The 24,761-nt window shown below is 36.7% G+C and carries 21 protein-coding genes and 1 tRNA gene; 12 read left to right on the forward strand and 10 right to left on the reverse strand.

Features of this window, described 5'->3' with window-relative positions:
* Window positions 1–100: 100 nt before the first annotated feature.
* Both AsAng_RS17990 and AsAng_RS17995 read right to left on the reverse strand, forming a co-directional pair.
* The gene (locus AsAng_RS17990; RefSeq protein WP_264788480.1) at window positions 101–805 is read right to left on the reverse strand and encodes an HAD family hydrolase; all 705 of its coding nucleotides are present in this window, start codon (window positions 803–805) and stop codon (window positions 101–103) included.
* Window positions 806–836: 31 nt separating this feature from the next.
* A complete protein-coding gene (locus AsAng_RS17995; protein ID WP_264788481.1) occupies window positions 837–2,021 on the reverse strand; it encodes a helix-hairpin-helix domain-containing protein in 1,185 nt (394 codons plus the stop codon).
* Window positions 2,022–2,377: 356 nt separating this feature from the next.
* Here AsAng_RS17995 and AsAng_RS18000 point away from each other — a divergent pair, with 356 nt between their 5' ends.
* Together AsAng_RS18000 and AsAng_RS18005 are read left to right on the forward strand one after the other, a co-directional pair.
* Complete coding sequence (locus tag AsAng_RS18000) at window positions 2,378–2,563, forward strand: hypothetical protein (RefSeq protein WP_264788482.1); 186 nt, start codon at window positions 2,378–2,380, stop codon at window positions 2,561–2,563.
* 183 nt (window positions 2,564–2,746) lie between these two features.
* Window positions 2,747–3,103, forward strand: a complete 357-nt coding sequence (locus tag AsAng_RS18005; protein WP_264788483.1) for a DUF6122 family protein — start codon at window positions 2,747–2,749, stop codon at window positions 3,101–3,103.
* 247 nt (window positions 3,104–3,350) lie between these two features.
* Here AsAng_RS18005 and AsAng_RS18010 read toward each other — a convergent pair whose 3' ends face one another.
* Window positions 3,351–4,511, reverse strand: coding sequence for an RtcB family protein (locus AsAng_RS18010; protein WP_264788484.1), 1,161 nt, complete (start codon window positions 4,509–4,511; stop codon window positions 3,351–3,353).
* A gap of 540 nt (window positions 4,512–5,051) precedes the next feature.
* Between AsAng_RS18010 and AsAng_RS18015 the strand changes: the two genes are divergently transcribed.
* Complete coding sequence (locus AsAng_RS18015; RefSeq protein ID WP_264788485.1) at window positions 5,052–5,444, forward strand: hypothetical protein; 393 nt, start codon at window positions 5,052–5,054, stop codon at window positions 5,442–5,444.
* 222 nt (window positions 5,445–5,666) lie between these two features.
* Here AsAng_RS18015 and AsAng_RS18020 read toward each other — a convergent pair whose 3' ends face one another.
* The 4 genes from AsAng_RS18020 to AsAng_RS18035 form a co-directional block, all read right to left on the reverse strand.
* Complete coding sequence (locus AsAng_RS18020; RefSeq protein ID WP_264788486.1) at window positions 5,667–6,602, reverse strand: hypothetical protein; 936 nt, start codon at window positions 6,600–6,602, stop codon at window positions 5,667–5,669.
* 153 nt (window positions 6,603–6,755) lie between these two features.
* Complete coding sequence (locus AsAng_RS18025; RefSeq protein ID WP_264788487.1) at window positions 6,756–6,944, reverse strand: hypothetical protein; 189 nt, start codon at window positions 6,942–6,944, stop codon at window positions 6,756–6,758.
* Between the two features lie 780 nt (window positions 6,945–7,724).
* Window positions 7,725–9,893, reverse strand: coding sequence for a TerD family protein (locus AsAng_RS18030; protein ID WP_264788488.1), 2,169 nt, complete (start codon window positions 9,891–9,893; stop codon window positions 7,725–7,727).
* Window positions 9,894–9,936: 43 nt separating this feature from the next.
* Window positions 9,937–10,007: transfer RNA gene (locus AsAng_RS18035), tRNA-Cys, on the reverse strand.
* 334 nt (window positions 10,008–10,341) lie between these two features.
* Here AsAng_RS18035 and AsAng_RS18040 point away from each other — a divergent pair.
* Together AsAng_RS18040 and AsAng_RS18045 are read left to right on the forward strand one after the other, a co-directional pair.
* Entirely contained in the window at window positions 10,342–12,030 is a 1,689-nt protein-coding gene (locus tag AsAng_RS18040; protein ID WP_264788489.1) for a WYL domain-containing protein, read from the forward strand.
* Window positions 12,031–12,351: 321 nt separating this feature from the next.
* On the forward strand, window positions 12,352–13,332 hold the full coding sequence (locus tag AsAng_RS18045; RefSeq protein ID WP_264788490.1) for a T9SS type A sorting domain-containing protein: 981 nt from the start codon (window positions 12,352–12,354) through the stop codon (window positions 13,330–13,332).
* A gap of 73 nt (window positions 13,333–13,405) precedes the next feature.
* On the opposite strand, the gene AsAng_RS18050 is transcribed toward AsAng_RS18045, so the two are convergent.
* Window positions 13,406–13,990, reverse strand: a complete 585-nt coding sequence (locus tag AsAng_RS18050; protein WP_264788491.1) for a YceI family protein — start codon at window positions 13,988–13,990, stop codon at window positions 13,406–13,408.
* Window positions 13,991–14,128: 138 nt separating this feature from the next.
* Window positions 14,129–14,707 carry a Crp/Fnr family transcriptional regulator gene (locus tag AsAng_RS18055; RefSeq protein ID WP_264788492.1) on the reverse strand — a complete coding sequence of 193 codons (579 nt, stop codon included), beginning with the start codon at window positions 14,705–14,707 and terminating at the stop codon, window positions 14,129–14,131.
* Window positions 14,708–15,032: 325 nt separating this feature from the next.
* Here AsAng_RS18055 and AsAng_RS18060 point away from each other — a divergent pair, with 325 nt between their 5' ends.
* Both AsAng_RS18060 and AsAng_RS18065 read left to right on the forward strand, forming a co-directional pair.
* Window positions 15,033–17,234: a B12-binding domain-containing radical SAM protein gene (locus tag AsAng_RS18060; protein ID WP_264788493.1), complete on the forward strand. Its 2,202-nt coding sequence runs from the start codon at window positions 15,033–15,035 to the stop codon at window positions 17,232–17,234.
* A gap of 94 nt (window positions 17,235–17,328) precedes the next feature.
* Complete coding sequence (locus tag AsAng_RS18065; protein ID WP_264788494.1) at window positions 17,329–18,783, forward strand: aminoacyl-histidine dipeptidase; 1,455 nt, start codon at window positions 17,329–17,331, stop codon at window positions 18,781–18,783.
* An 82-nt stretch (window positions 18,784–18,865) separates the two neighbouring features.
* Here AsAng_RS18065 and AsAng_RS18070 read toward each other — a convergent pair whose 3' ends face one another.
* Window positions 18,866–19,273, reverse strand: a complete 408-nt coding sequence (locus tag AsAng_RS18070) for a DUF4332 domain-containing protein (RefSeq protein ID WP_264788495.1) — start codon at window positions 19,271–19,273, stop codon at window positions 18,866–18,868.
* Between the two features lie 598 nt (window positions 19,274–19,871).
* On the opposite strand from AsAng_RS18070, the gene AsAng_RS18075 reads away from it, so the two are divergent.
* The 5 genes from AsAng_RS18075 to AsAng_RS18095 are packed head-to-tail and all read left to right on the forward strand — an operon-like array spanning window position 19,872 to window position 24,752.
* Window positions 19,872–20,411, forward strand: coding sequence for a DUF4178 domain-containing protein (locus AsAng_RS18075; RefSeq protein ID WP_264788496.1), 540 nt, complete (start codon window positions 19,872–19,874; stop codon window positions 20,409–20,411).
* 24 nt (window positions 20,412–20,435) lie between these two features.
* The gene (locus tag AsAng_RS18080; RefSeq protein WP_264788497.1) at window positions 20,436–21,173 is read left to right on the forward strand and encodes a hypothetical protein; all 738 of its coding nucleotides are present in this window, start codon (window positions 20,436–20,438) and stop codon (window positions 21,171–21,173) included.
* Window positions 21,174–21,228: 55 nt separating this feature from the next.
* The gene (locus AsAng_RS18085) at window positions 21,229–22,089 is read left to right on the forward strand and encodes a DUF350 domain-containing protein (RefSeq protein WP_264788498.1); all 861 of its coding nucleotides are present in this window, start codon (window positions 21,229–21,231) and stop codon (window positions 22,087–22,089) included.
* Window positions 22,090–22,102: 13 nt separating this feature from the next.
* Window positions 22,103–23,659 (forward strand): polyamine aminopropyltransferase, encoded by a 1,557-nt coding sequence (locus tag AsAng_RS18090; RefSeq protein WP_264788499.1) that lies wholly within the window; start codon window positions 22,103–22,105, stop codon window positions 23,657–23,659.
* A gap of 34 nt (window positions 23,660–23,693) precedes the next feature.
* The gene (locus tag AsAng_RS18095) at window positions 23,694–24,752 is read left to right on the forward strand and encodes a hypothetical protein (protein WP_264788500.1); all 1,059 of its coding nucleotides are present in this window, start codon (window positions 23,694–23,696) and stop codon (window positions 24,750–24,752) included.
* Window positions 24,753–24,761: the final 9 nt, after the last annotated feature.

Here is a 24,761-nt window from a genome sequence, read left to right on the forward strand (position 1 = left end):
TTATAGGTAGTAAGTCGTAAGTCCTGTATAAACAGAGACTAAGCATACGATTTACTACCTATAATTTTTTTCTAAAAAGTAGTAGAAAGCTTACTCTTTGTTAGTGTTTGTCACACGACTGGTCAAAGAATCGAAATTCTTTTTCGATCGATGGAAGGTTAAATTGAGTAAAATCATCCAAATTGATTGAGCTGCCATTTTGTTCCAAACGTTTTTTATTGGCGGTTCCCATTCCTATAAATTCAAGTCCCAAATTTCTAGCTGTTTTTAAATCCCACAAACCATCCCCTATAGAAATAACAGTATCAAACTGGCTTAAACCGTACTGTTTTTGGGCATTTAGAATCGCCTTAGCAACAATTTCTTCCCGTTCGTAAAGTTGATTGGAAGCGACCAATTGCCAATCTTGGAACTCAATGCCTATACACTCTAGTTTGTAAGCGGCTGGTCGCCTCAAAGAACCTGTAGCGTAACAAATGGCATAATTGGTTTCATTTTCGAGAAACTCAATTATTTGTTTTGCCCCCTTAATTTCTGGTATAGATTCCGCTTTTAATAGTTCCTCCATTAAAAAGGTCTCAAATTGCGCTACTTCGGAGGTATTAAATACAGTAGTAGTAGAATGCTCAATAATCTCTTTTGCAATAAAAGAATCGGTGTGGTGTTTAAACGTTCCAAAATTCATTGTGACATCAGCAACTCCAAACTGTTGCAAAGCGACTCTAAAACAATGCTGATGGACGGCTACAGAATCGGTCAATGTTCCATCTATATCAAAGACCACTAAATTTTTTTTACTGCTCATTATAATTTTTTTTCTACGTAAAACATTGCATTTAATCAACCGTTAAATAAGGTTTTATCTTTTTGAACGTTCCTTTTCCGTCATCAAATTCCGTTAAAATTTGTATTAGATCCACACTTTTCCACAAGCCCTCTTCTTCCCTATATTTGATAATCGCTTTAGCATGAAACCAACGCAAATAAGGATGCGCTTTTAATTCTTCTAAAGTAGCTGTATTAATGTTGATTTTTTGAACCGAGATCGGTGCGCAAGTTAAATAAGGCTGCATTGCTTGAAATGTTGAATCTGGTAATTTGTAAACTTCGCCAACTTGTTGAATCGTAAGAAATCCTCCCAAACTCTCTTTCATTTTTAGAATTCGCTTGGCATAAGAAGGCCCAATTCCTCTAAATTGCTGAAAATCATCTTGACCAGCAGTATTAATATCTATTGTATAATATTTTTTAGCTTGGTAAGGTCTTTTGACCGCCAATTGAGGTTGCGCTACAATTTTAATATAAGCAGATAAATGCTGATACAATGTATCTGGAAGGGTATAAATTTTCTTAAAATCTTCTCTTTTTCTGAACTGCCCCCCCTTTGTCCGATAATTGAGAATACTCCGAATTGTTTTTGTAGACAACCCTAGCTTTTCAAAAACTTCCGCAGTAGCGGTATTGGGATCAAAATCAAAGGCGGGCAACAATTCGATAGCTTTGGAGCTTTTATGAACCTCTTTTTCGGAAGCTTGCTCTTTTTCACGCTTCAAGTTGATAAAAGGATATAATTGCTGATAATGCTCCTCCGATAAGGTATAAATTTTTTGTAAGGCTTCCTTATTTCTAAAGTGTCCTCCCTTCGCTCTATAATTTAAAATTCCCTTGATCGTTCGTTCAGGAAGCCCCATTACTTCCAAGTCCATTGCTGTAGCGGTATTGGGATCAAAGGAGACAGGGCTAAGTGGAGTGATTTTTTTGGGGCTGCCCCCTCTAAGCGCATTCAGAGGGTCTTTTTTAGGGAATTTCTTTTTGTGTTGATGCGCAATTGGGCGCCTTGCCAAGCCCTCTTCAAAAGCGTTAAGATCAGCCTCCCAATTTTCAAAATTAATCGTTGAATCATCCCTATAAATTCCAAAAGTATAAGGCAAGATTAATAAAATCAACAACAACCCCAATAATACTAAAATACCATTTCGTTCTGTTCGGGTATAATAAAAAAAATCTTTAAGACCGTTCATTGTGGTGCATTAAGGTAAGAATGATTGATGTAAATAGCCGAATTGATTCTGTGTACTTATTAAACTCTCCTGCTTGTAACAATTCTAAAGCCTTGCTTCAAACAATATTTTAGGTTGTATTTTTTTGCAATACATAAAAGACTCACCTTCCATTTAATAGCTACAACAGCCCTTAAAAAGATGAATTGCCCAGTGCTTTCTATTTTTCCATTAATTGCTTGGGCTAAAAGTAAGAAAAGCCAATCAGCTATCCAACTGATTAACTAAAGATTATAAAATAAAACGAATGTTTTGGAACAAATTTCGGTCATACGCCTGTTATAGGTGTAATTAACGTACAATAAAATCTCTATACCATGAAAATCAAAAAATTAAATAAAAAGAAAACGCTTATTCCTCTAAAAACGGATATTGACAAAGTACTTGGTGCTGCACAGCGAGATCAATACTTAAAAGACAATCCCCATGGCTATACGAAGGTAAATCACGTTCATAAAAACAAGAAAAAATACTCTCGTAAGGGGAAAGTTAACCATTATTGAATAACGCTTGTTTTGACAAGATGTTTATGCCCTATTTTGAAACGGTAATTTCAAAATAGGGCTTTTTTATTCCAATCTTAATTCATCTTCTATAGATGCTTATCTTTTTTGCCTATTATGAGTGGTCGTCACATTTGACAGCTATTTTACATCATTATTTTTAGGCACAAGCATTCTGTTTATATGGATATATCAACGCTCAAAATCATACAATTCTTAATACACTATGGCTTACATTTTTTAGCTCCTGCGCTTATTGCTTTGATTTTTTTTAGGGCCACTTGGAAAAAAGCATGGCTGATTATGGCAGCAACGATATTGGTAGACCTAGACCATCTGTTGGCTACACCCATCTTTGATCCTACTCGGTGTAGTATTGGCTTTCATCCTCTTCATACATGGCCTGCCATCCTTTTCTATTGCATTTTGTTATACCCTTCCAAAACTAGAATAATTGCAATTGGCTTATTATTTCACATGCTTACCGATTATCAAGATTGCATCTGGAATGCTTATATTTTGTCGTTATCTGCCCAATAATTTTTTTTCTTTTGGGCAAAAAATAGCCTTTGGCAAGATTCTCCCCTCCCTTGGCAAAAATCACCTCTCTCTTGGCAAGAATAGCGCTTTTCTTGGCAAGAATAAGCCAGTACGTTCTAAAATAATGCAGCATCTTTGTTACATAAGGAATTCAAAGGAATTTCTCAAAATAAAAGGGGGGCCGATTAGGCCTATTTTGGGGTACGCGAAGGGGGTTTGCGTACCCTGTTTTTTTTTAAGATAATCATTATCCTTTTAATACTGCTAAAGGACTTAACTCCACAAACACCTCTGCCAAATCCTTCTGGTTTTCCATCACAATATCAATATCCTTATAAGCACCAGTAGCCTCATCCAAATCGGAAGCATGGCGAATGGCATGAATCACACCTTTCTTATTTAGCAATTCAATTTCATGCGCTAAATTCAGCTCTCTTTGAGCTTGCTTTCTTCCTAATTTTCGACCTGCTCCATGCGAACAAGACATAAAAGAATCTGGATTTCCTAATCCTTTAACAATATAAGAATTGGTTCCCTGCGAGCCTGGAATCATTCCCAATTCATCTTTGTAGGCACGAGTTGCCCCCTTTCTGTGCACCAAAACCTCTTCTCCAAAATGATTTTCCCATGCGGCAAAATTATGTGATTTATTAATAATTTCATCACATTCAAATGTTCCAACCACCGCTTCTAAAGCCTCTGCCATTCTAGTCATCATCAATTTTCGATTGGCTAAAGCATATTCAATGCAATAGTCCATTTCCTTTATGTAATCTTTCGCCTCTTGAGTAGATAATGGCAAAAAAGCCAATTCCATTTTTTTGGTAACTACCGAGTGATAACGTTCATTTAGCGCAATGGCTAACTTATTATAATGTTTAGCAACCGTATACCCCAATGCTCGACTACCAGAATGAATCATGATCCAAATGTAACCATCCGAGCCTTTTTGAAGCTCAATAAAGTGGTTCCCCCCTCCTAATGTTCCTACTTGTCGGGTGCCTTTTTCATAAGCTTGAGCAACAATTTCTAAATTTTCGTAGCCTTCAGGCATCCATTTTTCATCTTGCGCTTCATCATGACAGTTAAATCCCAAAGGAATTAATTGACGAGCAATGCTCAACGTCTTTTTTAAGGCTTCTTTAGAAACATCTTCTAAACTTGTTCGCATTGCACACATACCACAACCAATATCGACTCCTACAGCATTGGGCACCACCACACCTTTAGTTGCCAAGATTGACCCAATTGGCATTCCATACCCTTGATGACTATCGGGCATAATCGGAATGTGTTTAAAGGCAAACGGTAAGTTGGCCAAATTCTTGGCTTGCGCCAATGCCCCATCTTCTAAATCGGTTAACCACAATTTAATTGGTTTACGTTCTGTTGAAATTACTTTTTTCATGTTATTAATAGTTTTTGGTATTTTTTAATGTATAGGCATTCATGGAAAACACCTCAACTTAATAAGATTTCCCACCCCAATCCTGTAATAGATTGATGCCAGTTTATTCGCTAGTGGTTTAAAGTTGATACTTCAAAAGTAAATTAACACTGCGCAGTCTTATTGCGTAGTTTAAGAGAATGAAAAAATTTATAAAAAATATGAGCCAATGCCCCATATTATCAACATAGCCTGTAGCCTTACCTTAAGCTGCAACCACATTAAAGTAGAAATCAGCTCGTTTTTGTTCAAAGATTTTAGGGCTTAAATTAGTCAGGTTTTCATGTAATCAATCGTAATTGTAAACCATTGACCACACCTGTAATTTCTCATAAGGCTTTTAAACTACGTTTAAAGGGTCTATTTACGCTCTTTAAGCGTAGGGTTTAACTTGCTCAAGTCTTTTGTTTGTTCTTGCTAAAATCCTAAATCCATGAAACGACTACCCAAAGAAGGTAAAAATGGTATTATTAATTAATCCACCTTGCTAATAAAAAAGGCGTGTATTTTATCTTTGAAAATACAAAGCTCGTCTACATTGGTCCAAGTGGAACCAACCTCTATAAAACCATTTTAAGACATTTTCAAAAATGGAGCGATACCAGACAATTAAGGCGTGTTTCTTATAAAGATAAAATTGGTCGTTACTCTTTTACTTTTGCCGTTCGATTAATGAATAAAGCAACCAAAGAAGCAATTGAAGCCAAAGAATATGCCCTAGTCAATAGATACAAGCCTAGAGATAACAAACTAAATCTTTATTGCTCTATTACTGGTCAAGATTGCGAAAGTAAGGTAAAAAAAGCGGCTGCTAGGTTGCCTAAAAAGAAGAAAGCAGCACCGAAAAAGAAGAAACCTAAAAAACAGGATTTAATTGATGATGTGCCATTTTAATGCGTCTTGAATAATACGCCTTTTGACTCTTTTTTTGACCATTTTTTTTTCATTTTTGCTTGATCCCCAAAATAAAACCTAGGTTTTATCGGTATTTCAGGATTTCACTGCAGTAATTTCTCTCCTGAAGAATGGGGATCTGCGAAAATTGCTTGAATTGAACATAAAAAGAAGCCCTCAATAAGTGTTTATTGAGGGCTTCTTTTTAATGAATTAATTTTACTATTTATTTTTATCCTCTTGGGCATTTCTAATATTTAATAAAGCCATTTTAGAACTAACTGATTCTAATTCTTTAAAATCGGGAAAGAGTTTAGTAACTTCTTCTGGTGCATTAATAGAAGGATGCAATTCAGAACCTTTTTGGATTAATTCTGAAATAATTTCAATACTATTTTTAACCCTAAGTATCTGTTCCTGCTCCTCTTTTTGATAAAATTTCTTTGTTAGTTGTATAGATTCGGCATCGATTAATTGTTTTATTAATTTCTTTTGCGCCTCCTTTATTTCTGTTAAACTTTCATTTTTTATTCCTAAAGCTTCTATATTTTTCTCCATTATTCGAGCTTTTTGAATTTCCTTATATATAGAAGCTCCTGTTTGAAATAATGAACTAAGTAATTTCACAGCAGCTAAACTACCCAAACAAACCTCAATCCATATAGAACCATTACCAACAGATGTTATTTCTATTTTTCCATCTATTTCTGGACGCAGGATTGTCTGGCTTAAAATATCATTTATTTTTTTAGAATTTTTTGCAAGATCATCAAAATCTGAAATTTTGGATAATTTAATAAGTACAGAATGTTCCTTTTCTTTAGGTACTAAACGAGAAAGTTCGTTATGTAGAATTCTAAACATTTTGATAAAAAATTCATACTGATCTATAAAATGTTCCCCAATATTATAGTTAACCCTAAAACTATTAGAAGATGTTTGAAAGACAAAACTTTTCCAAAAAAAAGAAATGCCCTCAGAGAAAAGTTCAAGGCTATTTAGCATTCTAATCCCTTCTCGAAAAAATATTAACTCTTTAAATTCCCATTTGGTAATTGAACTTCCACCAAAACCACTGTTTTCCTCAACTTTGGAATAGGATAATTTAAATTTTACGCTGATTTCATTCAGCCTTTTCACTAAAAATTTATGATTCATTTGTATAGAATAGATATTTATTATAAAAAATAAATATACAAAAAAAACATTAAAATATTTTACGCTTAAGCTCTCTAATCCTATCATTATTAACACAAAAGCTCTCCAAATACTTCTGTGCAATTTCCAAACTAGCATGCATAAAATACATCATTAATGCCGCAGCATTTCCCCCGCTTCTATCATATCACGAGCTGCCGTATCCTTCCAACTATAAAAAGATTTATTTTCAATATCCGTCAATAACTGGTACTCTTTCAATTGACGAAATACCTTTAGATGTGTTCTTCGTATTGTATTGTGTCCACAGGGATTTAAACTGGGTTGTAATTGGTAGCCCATGATATGATAGTGAGCAGGATATTTTTAATACCTATTTTTTCACAGAAGTTAACCAAGTGATTAGGCATTGTAATACGTGCAAGACTCTTATTTTTTGTGTTGGTTCCATCAAGGGTAATAAATAATACCTGTCTTAAGGTCTATATCTTGCACCTTCATTCTCCTAATTTCAGCAGAACGCACCCCACAATAATAACACAAGGATATAGCTAATAATAAACCGTTATCTTTTCATTTTAGGTAATTACAGATAAGACCAGCTTCCGCAGAACTAAGAACTGTTCGTTTTGCTTCACAGAGCTGTGAAGTAAAACGAACAGTTAAAATTTTATAGACATGTAAAAAACAAAGGGAATTAAAAACCTTATTATCATGCTCTACCATTGAGCTACTCCAATTTCTTGGAGGATGGATTCGAACCACCAACCCTGATGCCCCAAGCAAAGAAGGAAAGGTTTTATAGTCCTTTGCATTATTTTTATCAAAAAGCAACCCTTAATTGAGTTAAATATAAAGTGGAAAGCAAAACGACTAAATTTGATTAAGAGTCAAGTTGGATAGAAGGAAGTCGTTTTTAAGCCACTCTTGAATTGATTTTATTCTGCGGGAAATTAATAGCACTATTGTTAGAAATCCAAATTCTGTGGTTGTAGAAGGAAGTCCCACTATAGTCCGCCAATAATAATCTAACATGGGTCTTTAGACTCCAACCTAGTTGGAGCCTACCGACATACGATCTCATAGATCGTTTTACGAGTCAGATCAAAACAGCACAACTGCTTAAATCAATTCAGTTAAAATTTGTTCAATATCGGTTGCATTGTAAGTACAGTCGTTAATACCAAAAGTAATGCTTGCATTCTCTTTGAATTCTGTTTGTAAAGCATTTCTAGCCCTAAGATGTGCTGCGGCTAAATCTCCTAAAACAGGGCGTGTTTTTACAAAGTTGGCCAATTGAGCACATAGGATAGCAACATCATTTACAGAACCTTCTACATTATTATGAAATTGTATTCCAGAAACGTATAAGTCTGTTGCAATAATCTCTTGCTCCTTGATGTCAACCATCAATGGAATGGCATAACCACCGACCCCATTTAGGTCAAATTTATTGGCTACTGTTTTAATATCAAAGGTCTTGCTTTTAGCACTTGCTTTATCTCTAAGCATCCAACCTGCATGGCAATCCATATTTTTAAAATGCTCTCCTGCATATTTATGTACTTGAACAGCCAAATAACGCACCTTTGGAGCTAATTTGGACAGCGTAATGTCAATAAATTCTGCGGCACCATGTGGAGCAGATTGCACATCGCCTGAATGTAAAATCCCTGTACCTAGTAATTTGGTATAAGAAACATGCCCTAAATAATTAAACTCCTCATCAAATTGAATACAAGACAAATCTAAATCGGTCGTCATAGCAGTTTGTTTCCAATAAATAAACAAGCGCAAAACCTTGGTAAAATCTATCTTGATTCGGCTCCCCTTACCAACCGTAATCAGACCATCTGATGCTTTTCTTTGTTGCAAAGGAATGGTATAATTCATCAATTGAGGGTCAATCCAAACGGCTTGATCCGTCCAAGCTTCTTTTTCTTTCAATAATTTTTGGATGGCTCTTTCAATACACACCACCACTCTATCGACCTGTGCCTCCGAAAGTGCCGCAAAAGCATTGTTCGGCAACACCTTCATTTTTCCTTTTTTATTAACAATGGTACGATATTCAGCCTCATTAATAGAAGAAAAATAAGCCTTTAATACCCATAAATTTTTTAGGGCAATTTGAGTACTCTTTTTATCAAATGAAGCTAAAATTGAATCTATCTTTTCAGGAAATCGCCTCAATACTTCGTGCAACTTTCGAGCATAAACACCAGGTTTAGCTTCTAAATGCACCAATAAGGCGTCTAGCTCCTTCATCGCCAACAATTGCTCTGTTTTAGCATTGTAGGTTTCAATTTTCCCATTGCGCAACAGGTCAAAAATGGCAGCCGTACGAGGATATTGCTTGCTGTATTCAGTTGGATGCAAATAGCGTCCTATTTCTAGCCACAAGCCCTTGTATCGATTTAAATCTTCTGGCAAGGAAGTCGATTTTTCTAAAATAGCCAAAACCGTTCGTCTTGCTTTTCTAGACAATTTAGGAAATTTGATTTTTTCATTCAAACTTACATCTGAATTTGTCAAAGCAGCAAATAATCGCAAAACATCTGTAGCAGATTGCGCAAACTTAACCACCTGTTCCCAATCACCTTTGTTCCAAAAATACTTCGTCAACAAAGACTTCGTTTCTTTAAACACGACCAAGTTAGCCTCCAAATCATCTGCTCCAAAAAAGTCTAGCAAACGAAACAAATCTTCGTGCAATTCTTCTTTAATAGAAGCTTTAGCATAGACTAAACGAGCCAAGTACGTCTTTAGTTCCGTTTCTAATTCATCGTCTTGAACAATACGCAAATCAATCCACTCTACATGACAATCTCCTTTCTTATTGGCATTTTCCTTTACTGCCAATTCATACAATTCTTTGGATTGCATTTGAGTAATTGGATCTGCACCAAATTCATAGATATTAAACAACCATTTAGGTACTTTTACGCCATTGTCTAGTTCTATAGCCTCAGGAAATAAGTTAAATAGATTTCCTACATATCCCCAAATTCGTTTGATTAAATAATCCGAATCATTTGGAATCTCATCTGGAAAATTCTTAAACAATGGGACATATTCTACGGCTCCTCCTCGTTTTTGAGCCAATACCTTAAGCAAATGCTTATAATCCATCAAAAAAGATGCTGCTACTTCATTAAGCATATCTGGATTACTCACCCGATAGCCTAATTTAGCCAATTCGGCTAAAAAAGTTAGCTGATGCGCTTTGCTAAGGCCATTTCCTTTCGCAATTCCCAAAATGTTCAATCGTTTTAATGCAATCGTTTTCATGGTTTAATTGTATGTAGAACTAAAAGCTCTTGGTGTATAATAGAGGCTGCGGAGGGATTCGAACCCCCATAAACTGGGTTGCAAGCAGTCACCTAATCATTCGGACACGCAGCCATTTAAAATTTAGACACAGAATTATATACATTTCTTTTGATATAAAAAGTTCACTTTTAAGAAAATAATTTTCTGTTTATCTTTTTCTAATCAATCCCCCTACTCCATTTGAGCAGAGGGGCAACAAGCTTATCTATGATTATTTGTTTGTTGTTGATAATACAAAGATGAAACAGTAGTACGCAATCTTTTTGCGTAGTAAATAATTATGCTTATTTTTAATGCTAAGGAAGTAGCAAGACGTGCCACCAAACAACACAAACCATTGATAAACAAACTATTCCAAATAGCATCATTTTCTAAAAATATCTTTCGTTCTCTAAATCATTAAACCATGCCTGTTAATAGAAATGCCCTGATACGCTACAAAACCATTGACAAATGTTTGCAAAATCGCTATCGAAAATGGACTTTAGAAAATTTAATTGATGCTTGTTCAGATGCGTTGTATGAATATGAAGGCATTGACAAAGGAGTAAGCAAACGCACGGTACAGGGAGACCTTCAAATTATGCGCAGTGACAAATTAGGTTACAATGCTCCAATTATAGTGGTTGACAAACGGTATTATACCTATGAAGACCCCAACTATAGTATTACCAATATCCCCTTAACCGATCAAGACTTGGGAATGTTAACAGATGCCGTTGCCTTTATGAAACAATTTAAAGGCTTTTCGCACTTTCGTGAATTGGATGGAATGGTTCAAAAGTTAGAGGATCATATTTATGCCCAAAAAACGCAGACCAAACCCGTTATCGATTTTGAAAAAAACGATCATCTCAAAGGATTGGAACATCTTGATATTTTATACAAGGCTATTATAAAAAAGCAGGTCATCACCATCACTTATCAATCGTTTAAAGCTCGCAAAGCCAGTAGTTTTGAATTCCATCCTTACTTGCTCAAAGAGTTTCGAAATCGTTGGTTTTTGATTGGAACAAAGGAAGGAGCAAATCACATTATGAATCTTGCCCTAGATCGAATAGAATCCATTGCCAAAAGTGATTTATGGTATAACGACCAGCATACTTTTGATGCCGAAACCTATTTTAAAGATGCGATTGGTGTTTCTGTTAGCCCTAATTTGCCGCCAGAAGAAATCTTGCTTTATGTCAGTCGTCAACATGCCCCTTATGTCTTAACTAAGCCTTTGCATCATTCTCAACAATTGGTCAAGAAAGATTATCATAGTGTAACCATTTCGCTGCATGTTCAGCACAACTTTGAGTTAGAAAAAGTTATTTTAGGCTATGGAGAAGGAATCAAAGTACTGGCTCCTAAACGTCTAAGAAGAGCCATCAAAAATCGGATAAATACCAGCCTAGATTCATACAATACAGAAATTACAGAACGTGGTTTGCAGGCGACTCGTCAAAAAATAAAACATAAAGGCTATGCTGTCTTTAATCGATTGTATACAGGTAGAGAGTTAAAACTAATTATCAATACGCTTTACAAGAACTTAGGTAAAATATCTAAGGAACAAGCTTCTAGCATTCCTCATTTCTTGAAGCAGTACCCCAAACTAAAAAATATTCTTTTTAATCAAAATTTGACTCGTTTAGTCCACTATATATCCCCTGATGCTTTTTTGGTAAAAGCTACTTTATTTAATCATGCCCCACAAGCTGCTCGTTATCAATCTTGGCATCAAGGAGGGACTGCTGAGGTACAATCTAAAACAACAACAGTGGCATCTTACCGCCTTCCTGCCGCTATCGCCGCACAAAACTTTTGCATTCGTATCCATTTAGACGATATTCCCCCCAACACCGAACAGCAAGTGCTTCCTGGATCGCATCATCAACGTCTTAGCACAGATGAGATAGAACTTATTAGCAACAATAGTCATCCTTATGCTCCCGATTTGTACGCAGGGACTGTGCTCATAATGAGTCCTCTATTATTAACTTCTTTTAAGACTACTAATGCCCTAAAAAAACGCCGTGTTATCCATTTAGAATTCTCTGCACAAGCACTACCCAATGAATTAGAATGGTTTGAAAAATTAGAATTGTAAATTCTCTGTTTTTGGGTATTGCCTTTGGTAAAAAGAGATTAGTGTTTTTTATTTTTTATACAAAAGTAGGGTATCCATTCTTTGGTTCGGTATAGAGGATAGAAAATACAATTATTCATCCTAATACAACAATTTTGAACTTATTTTAATCGCCCAATTTAGTTACTCCCTTTAGTCCTCATTTTCCTAACGATACCAAATAAATTTAATCGGTAAAATGCAACTGTATTTTACCCTAAAAGCTAATGCCTATAAGGAAGCATTCGTCCTTGGCATTTTGTTATAAAAAATTAAAAACAAATTTATATAAAAATTAAAATCATGTCTTTAAGCAAACAATTTTTCACTTATCTTTTTTTAGCCATCTTATCTACTTCTACTTTTGCTCAAACAGGGTGGACGACTTGTAATACGAATCCTGGCGTTTTGACAGGTACTACTACTAGTATTCTTCCAACAGACTCTACTCCTTTAGCCACGTTTGTCAGCCCCCCTAGCCCAACTAGCACCATTCCTAATACAGAATTTGTAGTTATGCTAAACGATAGTATTGCCAGTGATTCAATGGGGTTTGCAATTATTGGAACAAGTATAGATGGTCGTGTCAGTCCAATGAACATGGGCTTATCCGTTGGAGATAGTTTTTCTATTGCCGCCTTTTCTTATGACATTCAACAAATCAAATTAATTGTACATGGCATCTTTAACAATCAAGCGGCTATCCCTCCTATTGCAATACCTTGCTGCACTTTTTTTGACAATATAATTCCTAATTTTTGTACGAATTTAAATGCGATGGGCATTTCAGATAGTAGTGACATCAATGACCTTAATGATGTAATGACCTTTGTAGCGGCATTTGCTCCAGGTAGAGGTCTATCTTTAGCTGGGTTAAGTTTTATTTTAACTGGAATTAGTGATTCAACGATAGCTGGATTAGGTTGTACTTATGGTATAAACATTTGTCATGCCGCAGATTCTATCAGCAGCAATCATGATCATTACGTGGTAACAACGGGAGTCAACACCACCAAAATTGCAGGAAATGATGCCTTACAAACGGCTATCAGCCCTAACCCTTTTAAGCATACTATTACCGCTAAAATTAGCTCTAAAACCAGTGGAAAACATAACATTCAAGTATTGGATGCAATGGGAAAGGTTGTGCATCAAAAAGCCAACAACTGGGCAGCTGGCACTCAAACATTAAACCTAGATCTGAGTCATTTATCCGCTGGCCTGTATTACTTACGAATTACCAATCCAATGCATGTTGTCACTCAAAAAATAATCAAGCAATAGTTTATCCCTAGTAGGTTTTAAAATAAGAAGAGATCAATTGGTTATCAATACAACCAATTGATCTCAATCCTGATTATTTCTGCTTAATAAACTCCGATTTAAGTACAATTTCAACTGCTTCTCCAACGGTCCAGCCGCCTTGTTCTGTTTTAGCATTCCAAGCTACTCCATAATCAATTCTATTAATGGTTGTTTTAGCAATAAAACCAGCTCTTGTATTGCCATAACCATCTACTGCAATTCCCCCATGTTTAACGTCAAAGGTTACTGTTTTAGTTACTCCACGCATGGTTAGTTTTCCTTTTAGTTCGTACTTTCCAGCACTCTTTTTCTTAAAAGAAGTACTTTCAAAAGTCATTTGGGGGTATTTACTCGCATGGAAAAAATCTTCTGATTGCAAATGTTTATCTCTTGATTCGTTCCCTGTATTGATGCTACTCACCTCAATCGTAAAGCTAATAGAAGCACCTGAAAAATCATCTTTGGTTGTTTTGATGGCACCATCAAATGTTTTAAAATCGCCATCTACTTCCGAAATCACAAGGTGGCTTACAGAAAAATTGACCTTAGAATGACTAGGATCTATCGTCCAAGTAGTTTGTGCATAAGAAACAATACTTAGCGTCAACAACAAGAATAAATTGATTGCTTTTTTCATGATATTTTTTACGTATTTTATCGTCAGCTATATCCAACAAACTATAGATATAGAATAGCATTTCTGACGAATTATTGTTAATAGAATAGCACAAAGAAAAAGCATCTAAACCAACTAGGCATTCACCTATGTTAACTTCTATTCATTTAACATTTTTTTACGAATTCGACTTAATGACTGAGGTTTAATCCCCAAATAGGAGGCAATACAATATTGAGGAACTTGCTGAATAATTTCTGGGTGAGTGGTCAATAAATCCAAATAGCGTTCTTCAGCCGTATTACTATTAAGTTGTGAGACACGTTGCAACAAATGGGCATAAGCATCCTGCACTAACAATCTAAAAAATCGCTCTAAACTAGGATAGCGATTGCAAGCCAGATCTAAGTTTTTTTTACTCAACAAAACAACCTCGGTAGTCGTTAATACTTCGACATAATAAAGGGCTTCTTTTTGAGAGAAAAAGCTATAGGGGTCTGATATCCAATTATTCTTTAAAGCAATTTGCAGCACATGCTTTTCTCCTTTTTCATCAATATTATAAGAATACAATACCCCAGATAGTACAAAGGCAGTATATTGCGCAATATCTCCTGCTTGGACAAAAAAAGCACCTTTGGGAAGGGTAACAGTTTTTGTTAACGTCTTAAATTCCTCGAATGTATCCATTGAGATCGTTGCCTTCCTTAAAATATTTTGATAGAGTAAATCGTTCATTTTTTGGTCTAAAATGTCTTAAAAACTAAGAAGTTGTTTAAAAATGATCTTAACACCTACGATCCAACCATAGCAGCCATCGGATCGGCAGCTATTTTTAGTCCCGTAGCTTCCAGCTACGAAACAAAAAACGAGCTTTGCCCGATAACTACTAGCTTTGATCTCGAAAATCAACAACATTTTTAAACAACTTCTAAGTATCCACAGCACTGAAACAAAAAATTTCTATCATTTGTTTTTGTTAAATTATTCACTAGATATTGTATTAAAATTTACATGCCCACTAAAAAAGTATTACTTTTGTCTCAAACAAAAACGTCAGGCATTGAATACCAAGGTACTACTCATCACACCACCCTTTACCCAATTAAATACGCCCTATCCAGCGACTGCTTATTTAAAAGGTTTTTTGAATACTCAACAAATTGACGCCAACCAAGCAGATTTGGGCATTGAAACCATCTTAGAATTATTTAGTCGCCAAGGCTTATCTACTGTTTTTGAAATAATAGCAGAAAACTTTGAAGCCTCTGAACTATCGGCAGATAGCCAACGTATTTTGCATTTAGCAGAAGATTACCTCCAAACGATTAGCCCTACCATTGCTTTTTTGCAACACAAGAATCCTACTTTAGCCCACAGCATTTGTAGTAGGACCTATCTGCCCGAAGCAGGGCGTTTCCAAGCTATTAACGACTTAGATTGGGCTTTTGGAACAATGGGCACTCAGGACAAAGCACGGCACTTGGCAACCCTCTATTTAGAAGACTTGGGGGATTTGATCAAAGAATGCATTGATCCTCATTTTGGTTTTAGCCGCTATGCAGAACGGCTAGGGCGGACGGCTACTCATTTTGATCCCATTCAAGAAGCTTTAGAAGAAGAAAACAGCTTAGTTTCTGATATTTTAACCCAACTATTGGAATACAAAATAGAAGATTATGCTCCTACAGTAGTTTGTTTGTCGGTTCCCTTTCCAGGCAATCTTTTTGGTGCCTTAAAATGTGGGCAGTACATCAAGGAAAATCACCCTGACATTAAACTTATTTTAGGTGGCGGATATGCCAATACAGAATTGCGTTCTTTATCCGATGAACGTCTGTTTGATTATATCGATTATGTCTGTTTAGACGATGGCGAAGCTCCGCTGCTGTTTTTGTTGGAGCATCTGGCGGGTCAACGGGAAGCGGCACAGCTAAAACGTGTTTTTGCTAAAGTGGGAGGTGTTGTTTCTTATTATAATAATGCCATAGAAAAAGATATTCCACAACGAGAAGTTGGCACACCTGACTACAGTGACTTGCCCCTAGAGGAATACTTATCGGTCATAGAAATCGTTAATCCCATGCATCGTTTGTGGAGTGATGGAAGGTGGAACAAACTAACACTAGCGCATGGTTGTTATTGGGGGAAGTGTTCTTTCTGCGACATTTCATTGGATTATATACAACGATACGAGCCTGTTAATGCAAGTATTCTCTGCGATCGAATTGAAACCATTATAGAGCAGACTGGACAAAATGGATTCCATTTTGTTGACGAAGCGGCTCCTCCTGCCCTCATGCGAGATTTGGCATTAGAAATTATTCGAAGAAAAATAACCGTGGTTTGGTGGACCAATATTCGTTTTGAAAAGAGTTTTACTTATGATCTCTGTCAATTGCTAAAAGCTTCGGGCTGTATTGCGGTTTCTGGTGGTTTGGAAGTGGCATCTGATCGCTTACTAAAACTCATGAAAAAAGGCGTTACCGTGGCGCAAGTTGCTAGAGTCTGTGATGCCTTTACGCAAGCAGGCATTATGGTGCATGCCTACCTGATGTATGGCTTTCCAACTCAAACAGAACAAGAAACCATTGATTCTTTAGAAATGGTTCGTCAATTATTTGAGCAGGGAGTCCTTCAATCTGGTTTTTGGCATCAGTTTGCCATGACAGCACATAGTCCTGTTGGTTTGGTTCCTGAAGAATATATGGTAGAGCGAATTGGCCCTAATCTTGGTGGTTTTGCCGACAATGATCTCTATCATGAAGATCGAACAGGAGCGGAACATGAGTTGTTTGCACAAGGATTAAAAACTGCTTTATTTAATTATATGCATGGTACTGGTTTTGAAATAGATCTAGCCGAATGGTTTGACTTTGAAACGCCTACTACTAGTATTGCTTCCGATTATATCTACGATGCGCTTAATGTTCCCATAAAACCTCCTCGCCCTAATGCATTGGTGATCTGGTTGGGGAATAGCCCTTCCATCTCCTTTTTTGAGGATGAAAACCAAGGAACAATTGAGACCATAGCTGCTTTACATTTTTTCACCAAACAAAATGATTGGGTTATGGAAATGGACGCGGAACTAGGCAATTGGTTGTTTGAACTACTAGAACAATTGGCACTTGGAGAACAGCCCATATCAACCTTTAAACAATTAAAAACAAGCTTTGAAGCCATGAATATTGGAACCATAGAAGAACTGATTGATTCTTCTATCTGGGCACAATTAAATGAAAATGGTTTGCTAATTTGCTAATTAAGGAATTGCTCAAAAATTTTCGTTCTAAACATAACTTGTTGTACGATGCGGTTATTTGGAGCCACTTGCTTAACCAAAAAATTATAGAATAATGAATATCCAAGATTTACAACCTAAAGCTCTTTGGAAAAATTTTGCGGATCTAAATGCCGTTCCTAGGGCTTCTAAAAAAGAAGAAAGAGTTATTGAATTTGCCAAGCAATTTGGCGAAGGTCTAGGCTTGCCAACGCAAGTAGATGCTGTGGGAAATGTCATCATTAAAAAACCAGCTACTCCAGGGATGGAAGATCGCACTACAGTGGTGCTTCAGAGCCACTTGGATATGGTGCATCAAAAAAATGCCGATACGAATTTTGATTTTGATACAGAAGGAATCAAAATGTTAATTGATGGCGATTGGGTGAAAGCTGATGGCACTACGTTGGGCGCTGACAATGGAATTGGTGTCGCAACCATTATGGCTTTATTGGAATCTACGGACATTCCTCATCCTCCTTTGGAAGCACTCTTTACAATTGATGAGGAAACTGGAATGACGGGTGCCATGGGCTTGGTTGGTGGCTTGCTGGAGGGCTCCATCATGCTGAATTTGGATACAGAAGATGACGACGAATTGACCATTGGTTGTGCTGGCGGAATTGATGTTACAGCCACAGGAACTTATGAGACGATTCCAACACCTGCGGGATATACGGCTTATAAGCTAACCGTAAAAGGACTAACAGGTGGACATTCTGGAATGGACATCCACAAAGGGCGTGGCAATGCCAATAAACTAATGAATCGTTTGTTGTATCACATGAACCAACAATTTGATTTTCATATTGCAGCTATTGATGGTGGAAGTTTGAGAAATGCCATTCCTAGAGAATCTTTTGCAACCATTGTCATCAACAGCAATGACGCTAAAAAAGAACAGGCTTTTGTAGCAGAATGGCAAGACATTCTAAAAAAAGAGTATCAAACAACCGATCCTGACTTGCAACTTAGTCTATCAGCTTGTGATCTGCCTAGTCATGTTTGTTCTACTGCATTTCAAAAACAATTTATAGCAAGTGTTTATGCTTGTCCAAATGGGATTTACAGAATGAGTCCAGATATTGAGGATTTGGTACAAACCTCTAATAACTTAGCAAGAGTATTGCTTAAAGAAGGTGCCTACAAAGTGCTGTGTCTCACCAGAGGTTCTGTAGATAGCGAAAAACTGGATGAAGCAAATGCGATTGTAAATACCTTTGAATTAATTGGTGCGACTGTTGCTTTGAGTGGTGCTTATCCTGGTTGGGCTCCCAATCCTACTGCCAAGATTGTTACCATCATGAGCGATTTGTATCAGGAGTTGTATCAAGAAGAGGCGCACGTTTATGCCTGTCATGCTGGTTTAGAATGTGGCATCCTAGGGAACAATTACCCCGATATGGAAATGATTTCTTTTGGACCAAACATTCGTGGTGCACACTCTCCTGATGAAAAAGTGCAGATCAGTTCAGTACAAAAATTTTGGGCTTACTTATTGGAAACCTTAAAGCGTATTCCTAAGGCTTAATTCAATTTTTAATTGATGTCATAAGGCTTTCAGCACTGATCTAGCTTTTATCAGTGCTGAAACCTACCACAAATAAAGTTGATTAATAACTTAATCGTGCCTCTAATACTTTGGCTTGACGAATCCATGCCTCAACCTGTGGCAAAGCAGGAACTGTACGAGCCAATTTTTTTGTTTCATTGGTCTCCATCAAAGCTTGGCATAAATTAGCTGGATTACGCATTTTTAGTTCTTTAACCGTATCAACACCAGTCACTTTAAGTAATTCGGCAAACTGCTTTCCTACCCCATTAATTCGATACAAATCCGCCATCCCAATCCAATCCAAAATGCGCTTTCCGTCAATTCCTGTCTCTTCTTCCAATTGGCGGCGACCAGCAGGGCTTGCTCCTCGCTCTAAGAGGGTTCCTACGGTCAAAATTCCAATTGCCTTTAATTTTTCAGCGTATTTGGGACCAATCCCCTCTATATCAATAATTGTTTTTTCCATGCTATTTTATTTTTATTAATCATAAGTACCTCTGCTGCACTCCTCCTCCTTCACTCAATCAAGATAAACATTTTGGAGAAATGGCAAAAAATATAAGTGCTAAAGGTTTTAGAAACTATTTTTATAAGATAGATGTTATCTAGTCTATGTAATTATCGTATATTAGTAACTTGATGTTATGCCAATAAAATTTTGTTATACTGTGTTCATTTGAAGATTTTAAAATGTGATCATTAACATAGCCTCTCCCCTTTCGTGAACATCAGAATCATTCAGAGAAGGGAACGTTTTTTTGTTGTGCAACAACATTTTGTCAATAATCTATTGAAGTTGTTTAAAAATGATCTTAACACCTGCGATCCAACCATAGCAGCCATCGGATCGGCAGCTATTTTTAGCCCCGTAGCTTCCAGCTACGAAACAAAAAACGAGCTTTCGAGATGGCTTAATGTTAGTACATTAATGGACTAAGCTAATAACTACTAGCTTTGATCTCGAAAATCAACAACATTTTTAAACAACTTCATTGCATAAAAAATACGCTTTATCGTATAATACGATTATCATTTTTTATCCTTTAAAACAATCCTTTAAAACTATGTTTGACTGGTTTTTTAATTTATTTAGAAAAAAAGAAGAAGAAAGCCCTATAAAGGTAGACCTTAATGTTCACGATTTAGCCAAAGGCTGTATTCTTGATTATAACTTAGAAAGTTGGGAAGTTTTAGCTGCCTATACCTACAAATACAAAGGCTATTCTTCCAAAGAATATAAAATTCGTTCTAGCTCAGAAACTCGTTTCTTGAACGTGTCCGATAGCAACAGTCTAGTATTGGGCATGAGCAAAGAGGTAAATATCAATAATGTTGATGCTCAATTGCGCTCTAGTGTTGCACAGGGACAACCCCTGGTTCGCCTTAACTGGAACAATGAAACGTATACGCTTAAAGAATCTGCACAAGGACAATTTTCTGATGATCAGATTGGAGACTGGGCTAGTTTTTCTAGTTGGGAATATGTAAATGCCGCCAATACCAAATTTGTTTATGTATCCAAATGGGAAGATAACTCTATTGAGTGTTTTGCTGGTGATTATTTAAAAGAGCATGAAATTTCTAATATTTTAGCCAGTACTTGAAGGACACGACGCAGTGGTACCTATATGTTCTATCTCTTTTTGGCTGCTTTTTTAGCTTTCTTTTCGTTTTTTATGCCAACGTCTTGCAATCGTGTCGAGATCACCAAAGACCCCGTAAAAGAGCTGATACAACAAGCGCAAAAAGAACCGCTGTTTACGATCTTATTGTTTGATATGGACAAAGAGGGGATTTTCTCAAAGGTCTATAAGCATCGTTATCGAATTATAAAAGAAGAAAACGGCAAAGTAGTAGCCAAGGATACCAAGTGGTATAATGTACCTGTCAGTTATTTTCAACAAAATGGAAATAATTTGGGAATGGAAGTCGCTGCCAAAGATAGCAGCCAAAAAGTATCTAGGGTAGTTGGTCCTCCTGGGTATACCAATTATATTGGCAATCCTAAATATGGTTATTGGAGTGATGGACAACTTATAACAACATCACCTGAGCAAAAACCCACTGCTGCTTTCTCTACGATGGTTAAGGATAGTGTAGGTTATCATAGTTCTAGCAACCCTGCTACTGATTTTTGGCATTTCTACCCTGCTTACTCAAATGTAAGAACGCTCTTACAACTGCCAGCAGGCAAAATTTATCAAAAAGAACATAAAGAAGCTAGATCGCATTATTATAGAGGTTTTATTTACTATGGGATCATTACCTCTAGTGGACGTCGTAGATATGGTACCTATAGCAATCATTATCGACTAAACAACTATGGCAAAAAGTGGAGCCGTGGTGGTGGTGGTTATGGCAAATAAATCCTAAGCTTTAAGCCCAAAACATCCATTAGCATAAACTATTAATTCAAATACTATGGAAGAATATTTAGCCTTTAGTTATTGGGGAGAGCCCTTTATATATATGTTGGTGTGCTTTCTTTTGTTTCTCAGCGGAAAGTTATTGTATCAAGCATTACACAAAGGGGTAAATGTGGATGCAGAAATGGTAGACAAAGACAATCTTGCCTTTGCCATTACACATGTTGGGTATTTTGTTGGCTTATTGTTGGCAATTTGTGGAGCCATGGCGGGTTTTCAACATGAGTCGTTGTGGCAAGACCTAATGATTACTTTTGGTTTTGGATTGGGAGCCATTGTCTTGTTAAATCTAGCCATTATCATTAACGATAGAATCATCTTTGGAGCCTTAGAACTCAAAAGAAGCATTATAGAAAAAAGTAATATTGCCGTTGGAATTGTAGAGGCTGGAAATTCGATTACCAATGGCTTAATTATCTTTGGGGTATTGAGCGTAGAAGCTGAGCATGTTTTTGTAGCACTTATCTATTGGTTGGTCGCACAAATTATTATGGTGGTAATAACAATGCTTTATAACAAAGTGATGCCCTATGATGTTTTTACGAAAATCTATACGGGTAACGCTGCTGTGGCAGTTGCCCTAGTTGGTTTTCTGATCGGAATTGCTAATATAATCCGTTATACCATTGAAACCGAACACAGCGATTGGGCAGAGTCGGCAGTCGCTATAGGCATCCAACTCGTATCTGCCCTAATTGCCTTCCCTATCTTTCGTTTACTCACAGACAAATTATTGTTACCCAAACGAAGCATTACAGACGAATTAATCCATCAAGAAAAACCCAATTTTGGGGTAGGTTTGGTAGAGGCGTTTGCATACATTAGTGCTTCTATTTTGATTATCATTTCGCTTTAGTGCATAAAAAAACATGAAGAATAAGAAGAGTAGTTCCTCCTTTATCTTAATGACCGCCTTGTTTGCAACGGGTTTATCAGGAATTGTGGCAGAATATGTATTAGCAACGTTGGCTACCTATTTTTTAGGAGATTCTGTTTTTCAATGGACAATTGTACTTTCCCTGATGCTCTTTTCGATGGGTTTGGGCAGTCGATTAAGCAAATCACTGGAAAAAAATCTATTAGAAGCGTTTATATTTATAGAATTGTTGCTTTCTATTCTTATTTCGCTCTGTGCTTTGATTACCTATTTGATCATGCCCTATACCAATAGTATTTGGCTGGTTATGTACCTCATGGCTGTTGTTATTGGCTTGTTGATTGGAATGGAAATTCCTCTAGTCACTCGCATTAATGACAACTATAAATCTTTGCGTGCCAATATTTCGGGGGTGATGGAAAAAGACTATTATGGCAGTTTATTTGGGGGCTTGTTTTTTGCTTTTATTGGAATTCGATATTTGGGATTGACCTATACCCCATTTGTCGTTGGAGGCATCAATTTTTTGGTGGCTTTATTGCTGTTTTATTACCTTAGAAATGCCATTGCCAATAGACAACGCAATCAATTGCAATTGGGTTTTGTTCTCACTGCTGCGCTACTAGGCTTAGGACTGTTTTTGGCAGAACCTATTGTTCTATATGGCGAACAAAGTCGTTACAGAGAAAAAGTAGTGTTTACCAAACAAACCCCTTATCAAAAAATTACCGTAACTCAATGGCAAGGAGATTATTGGTTGTACCTCAACACTGGTAAACAGTTGAGTACTTTTGACGAGTGGATGTATCACGAACCCTTGGTTCATCCAGCCATGAAACTGGCACAGTCGCACAAAAAAATACTCATCATGGGTGCAGGAGATGGTTGTGCCATTCGAGAAGTACTCAAATATCCAGATGTAGACAGCATTATCTTGGTAGATTTAGATCCTGAAATGACCAACATTGGACAGCATCACCCTATCTTTAAACAACTCAATCAATCGGCTTACTTTTCGCCCAAATTGCGTGTTGTTAATGCCGATGCGTTTAATTACTTAGAAGCCACCAAGGCTTTTTACGATGTGATTATCGCCGACTTTCCCGATCCCAAAAGCGTTGAAATTAATCGATTGTACACTAGAGAATTTTATCAAATTTGTAAAAAACGCCTACGCCCTCATGGAGTATTTATTACGCAGGCGGCTAGCCCCTATTATACCACCAAAGCATTTAGAACCATAGAAAAAACAATTGCCGCCGCTGGTTTTCAGGTTGTTCCTATTCACAATCACATTTATACTTTTGGCGAATGGGGCTGGGTAATTGGCATGAAAGAGCCTCCTGCTGCCAGTATAAAAAAGCAATTGCAAACACTAACATTTGAAGATGTTGACGTTCGTTGGATCAACCGAGAAAGTATGCTTATGATGACTTCTTTTGGTCGAGATTTGGTAAAAGTAGATCGAGCAGCACTAGAAATTAACACCATACATAATCCCGTTTTGTACCGTTGTTATGCCGAGGGAAATTGGTCTTATTATTTTTAGTGTTATGTGGTTATTTTCTAAACATATAGACCTTTTGAGCCTCTACCTTCCTATTTGGTGTTGTTGGGTGGTCTTGTTTAGTTTGCCAACTGAGTTTTTGCAAGTAGAAATCCCTTTATGGCTTTGGGTTATTTTTGTGTTGGGGATTGATGTTGGGCATGTCTGGAGTACTATTTTTAGAACTTATTTAGATCCTGAAGAATTTGGTCGGCATCAAAAATTACTCCTAATTGCCCCATTCATTAGCTTTATTTTAGTGGCGCTAATCAGCTGGATTTCTATCTTTTGGTTTTGGCGGTTGTTGGCTTATTTGGCACTATTTCATTTTGTAAAGCAACAATATGGTTTCTTGGCACTGTACAAAATGAAAGCCAAAGACTTTGGGGTTTCCAAGTTTTTTAACGACAAATGGACTTTGTATTGGGCGACCTTATATCCCGTCTTGTATTGGCATTTGGCAGAGGGGCTTCATTTTAATTGGTTTGTTGAGCATGATTTTTTGAGCTTGCGCCCTCTTCTTTTAGGAAACAGCCTCTTAGACCTTTATATCCTTCCTTTTTTTAATGGTCTGTACTGGTTGATTATAATCGGTTGGGCAATAGAAGAGATACAAAGCGCTCAACAACTAAACCTAGGCAAACTATTGTGGATGCTCACCACGGCGGTCAATTGGTACGCTGGCATTGTCTATTTTAATTCTGACTTGGTCTTTACGATCACCAATGTTGTAGCGCATGGAATTCCATACCTAAGTCTAATTATTTATTATCAACATCAAAAGGCAAAATTAAAATCCCCCAAGCGATCTTCTAGTTGGAAGCTTGCCTTCTTTATCCTATTCGTCGTTTTTCTATTAGCTTGGTTAGAAGAATATTGTTGGGATATGTTTATTTACGGAGAGCGTGCTAGCTTTTTTGAGGCAATCTTAGCCTATCCTTTTGAGTTATTAGAACAGCCTTTTGCTCAAGCCATCGCCATTGCTGCATTGACCTTACCTCAACTTACCCATTATATTATTGATGGGTTCATCTGGAAATCCAATGCAGCCAATCCCTATGTCAAGCAAATTTTTAGTACAAAATCTTCCCAATAACTTTCTTTC

The sequence above is a fragment of the Aureispira anguillae genome (assembly GCF_026000115.1).
Lineage (GTDB): Bacteria > Bacteroidota > Bacteroidia > Chitinophagales > Saprospiraceae > Aureispira > Aureispira anguillae.

Excerpts from the sequence above, each read along its gene's own strand:
- AsAng_RS17990 (WP_264788480.1), bottom strand. The coding sequence starts at position 805 with ATGAGCAGTAAAAAAAATTTAGTGGTCTTTGATATAGATGGAACATTG.
- AsAng_RS17995 (WP_264788481.1), bottom strand. The coding sequence starts at position 2,021 with ATGAACGGTCTTAAAGATTTTTTTTATTATACCCGAACAGAACGAAAT.
- AsAng_RS18000 (WP_264788482.1), top strand. The coding sequence starts at position 2,378 with ATGAAAATCAAAAAATTAAATAAAAAGAAAACGCTTATTCCTCTAAAA.
- AsAng_RS18005 (WP_264788483.1), top strand. The coding sequence starts at position 2,747 with ATGGATATATCAACGCTCAAAATCATACAATTCTTAATACACTATGGC.
- AsAng_RS18010 (WP_264788484.1), bottom strand. The coding sequence starts at position 4,511 with ATGAAAAAAGTAATTTCAACAGAACGTAAACCAATTAAATTGTGGTTA.
- AsAng_RS18020 (WP_264788486.1), bottom strand. The coding sequence starts at position 6,602 with ATGAATCATAAATTTTTAGTGAAAAGGCTGAATGAAATCAGCGTAAAA.
- AsAng_RS18025 (WP_264788487.1), bottom strand. The coding sequence starts at position 6,944 with ATGGGCTACCAATTACAACCCAGTTTAAATCCCTGTGGACACAATACA.
- AsAng_RS18030 (WP_264788488.1), bottom strand. The coding sequence starts at position 9,893 with ATGAAAACGATTGCATTAAAACGATTGAACATTTTGGGAATTGCGAAA.
- AsAng_RS18040 (WP_264788489.1), top strand. The coding sequence starts at position 10,342 with ATGCCTGTTAATAGAAATGCCCTGATACGCTACAAAACCATTGACAAA.
- AsAng_RS18045 (WP_264788490.1), top strand. The coding sequence starts at position 12,352 with ATGTCTTTAAGCAAACAATTTTTCACTTATCTTTTTTTAGCCATCTTA.
- AsAng_RS18050 (WP_264788491.1), bottom strand. The coding sequence starts at position 13,990 with ATGAAAAAAGCAATCAATTTATTCTTGTTGTTGACGCTAAGTATTGTT.
- AsAng_RS18055 (WP_264788492.1), bottom strand. The coding sequence starts at position 14,707 with ATGAACGATTTACTCTATCAAAATATTTTAAGGAAGGCAACGATCTCA.
- AsAng_RS18065 (WP_264788494.1), top strand. The coding sequence starts at position 17,329 with ATGAATATCCAAGATTTACAACCTAAAGCTCTTTGGAAAAATTTTGCG.
- AsAng_RS18070 (WP_264788495.1), bottom strand. The coding sequence starts at position 19,273 with ATGGAAAAAACAATTATTGATATAGAGGGGATTGGTCCCAAATACGCT.
- AsAng_RS18075 (WP_264788496.1), top strand. The coding sequence starts at position 19,872 with ATGTTTGACTGGTTTTTTAATTTATTTAGAAAAAAAGAAGAAGAAAGC.
- AsAng_RS18080 (WP_264788497.1), top strand. The coding sequence starts at position 20,436 with ATGTTCTATCTCTTTTTGGCTGCTTTTTTAGCTTTCTTTTCGTTTTTT.
- AsAng_RS18085 (WP_264788498.1), top strand. The coding sequence starts at position 21,229 with ATGGAAGAATATTTAGCCTTTAGTTATTGGGGAGAGCCCTTTATATAT.
- AsAng_RS18090 (WP_264788499.1), top strand. The coding sequence starts at position 22,103 with ATGAAGAATAAGAAGAGTAGTTCCTCCTTTATCTTAATGACCGCCTTG.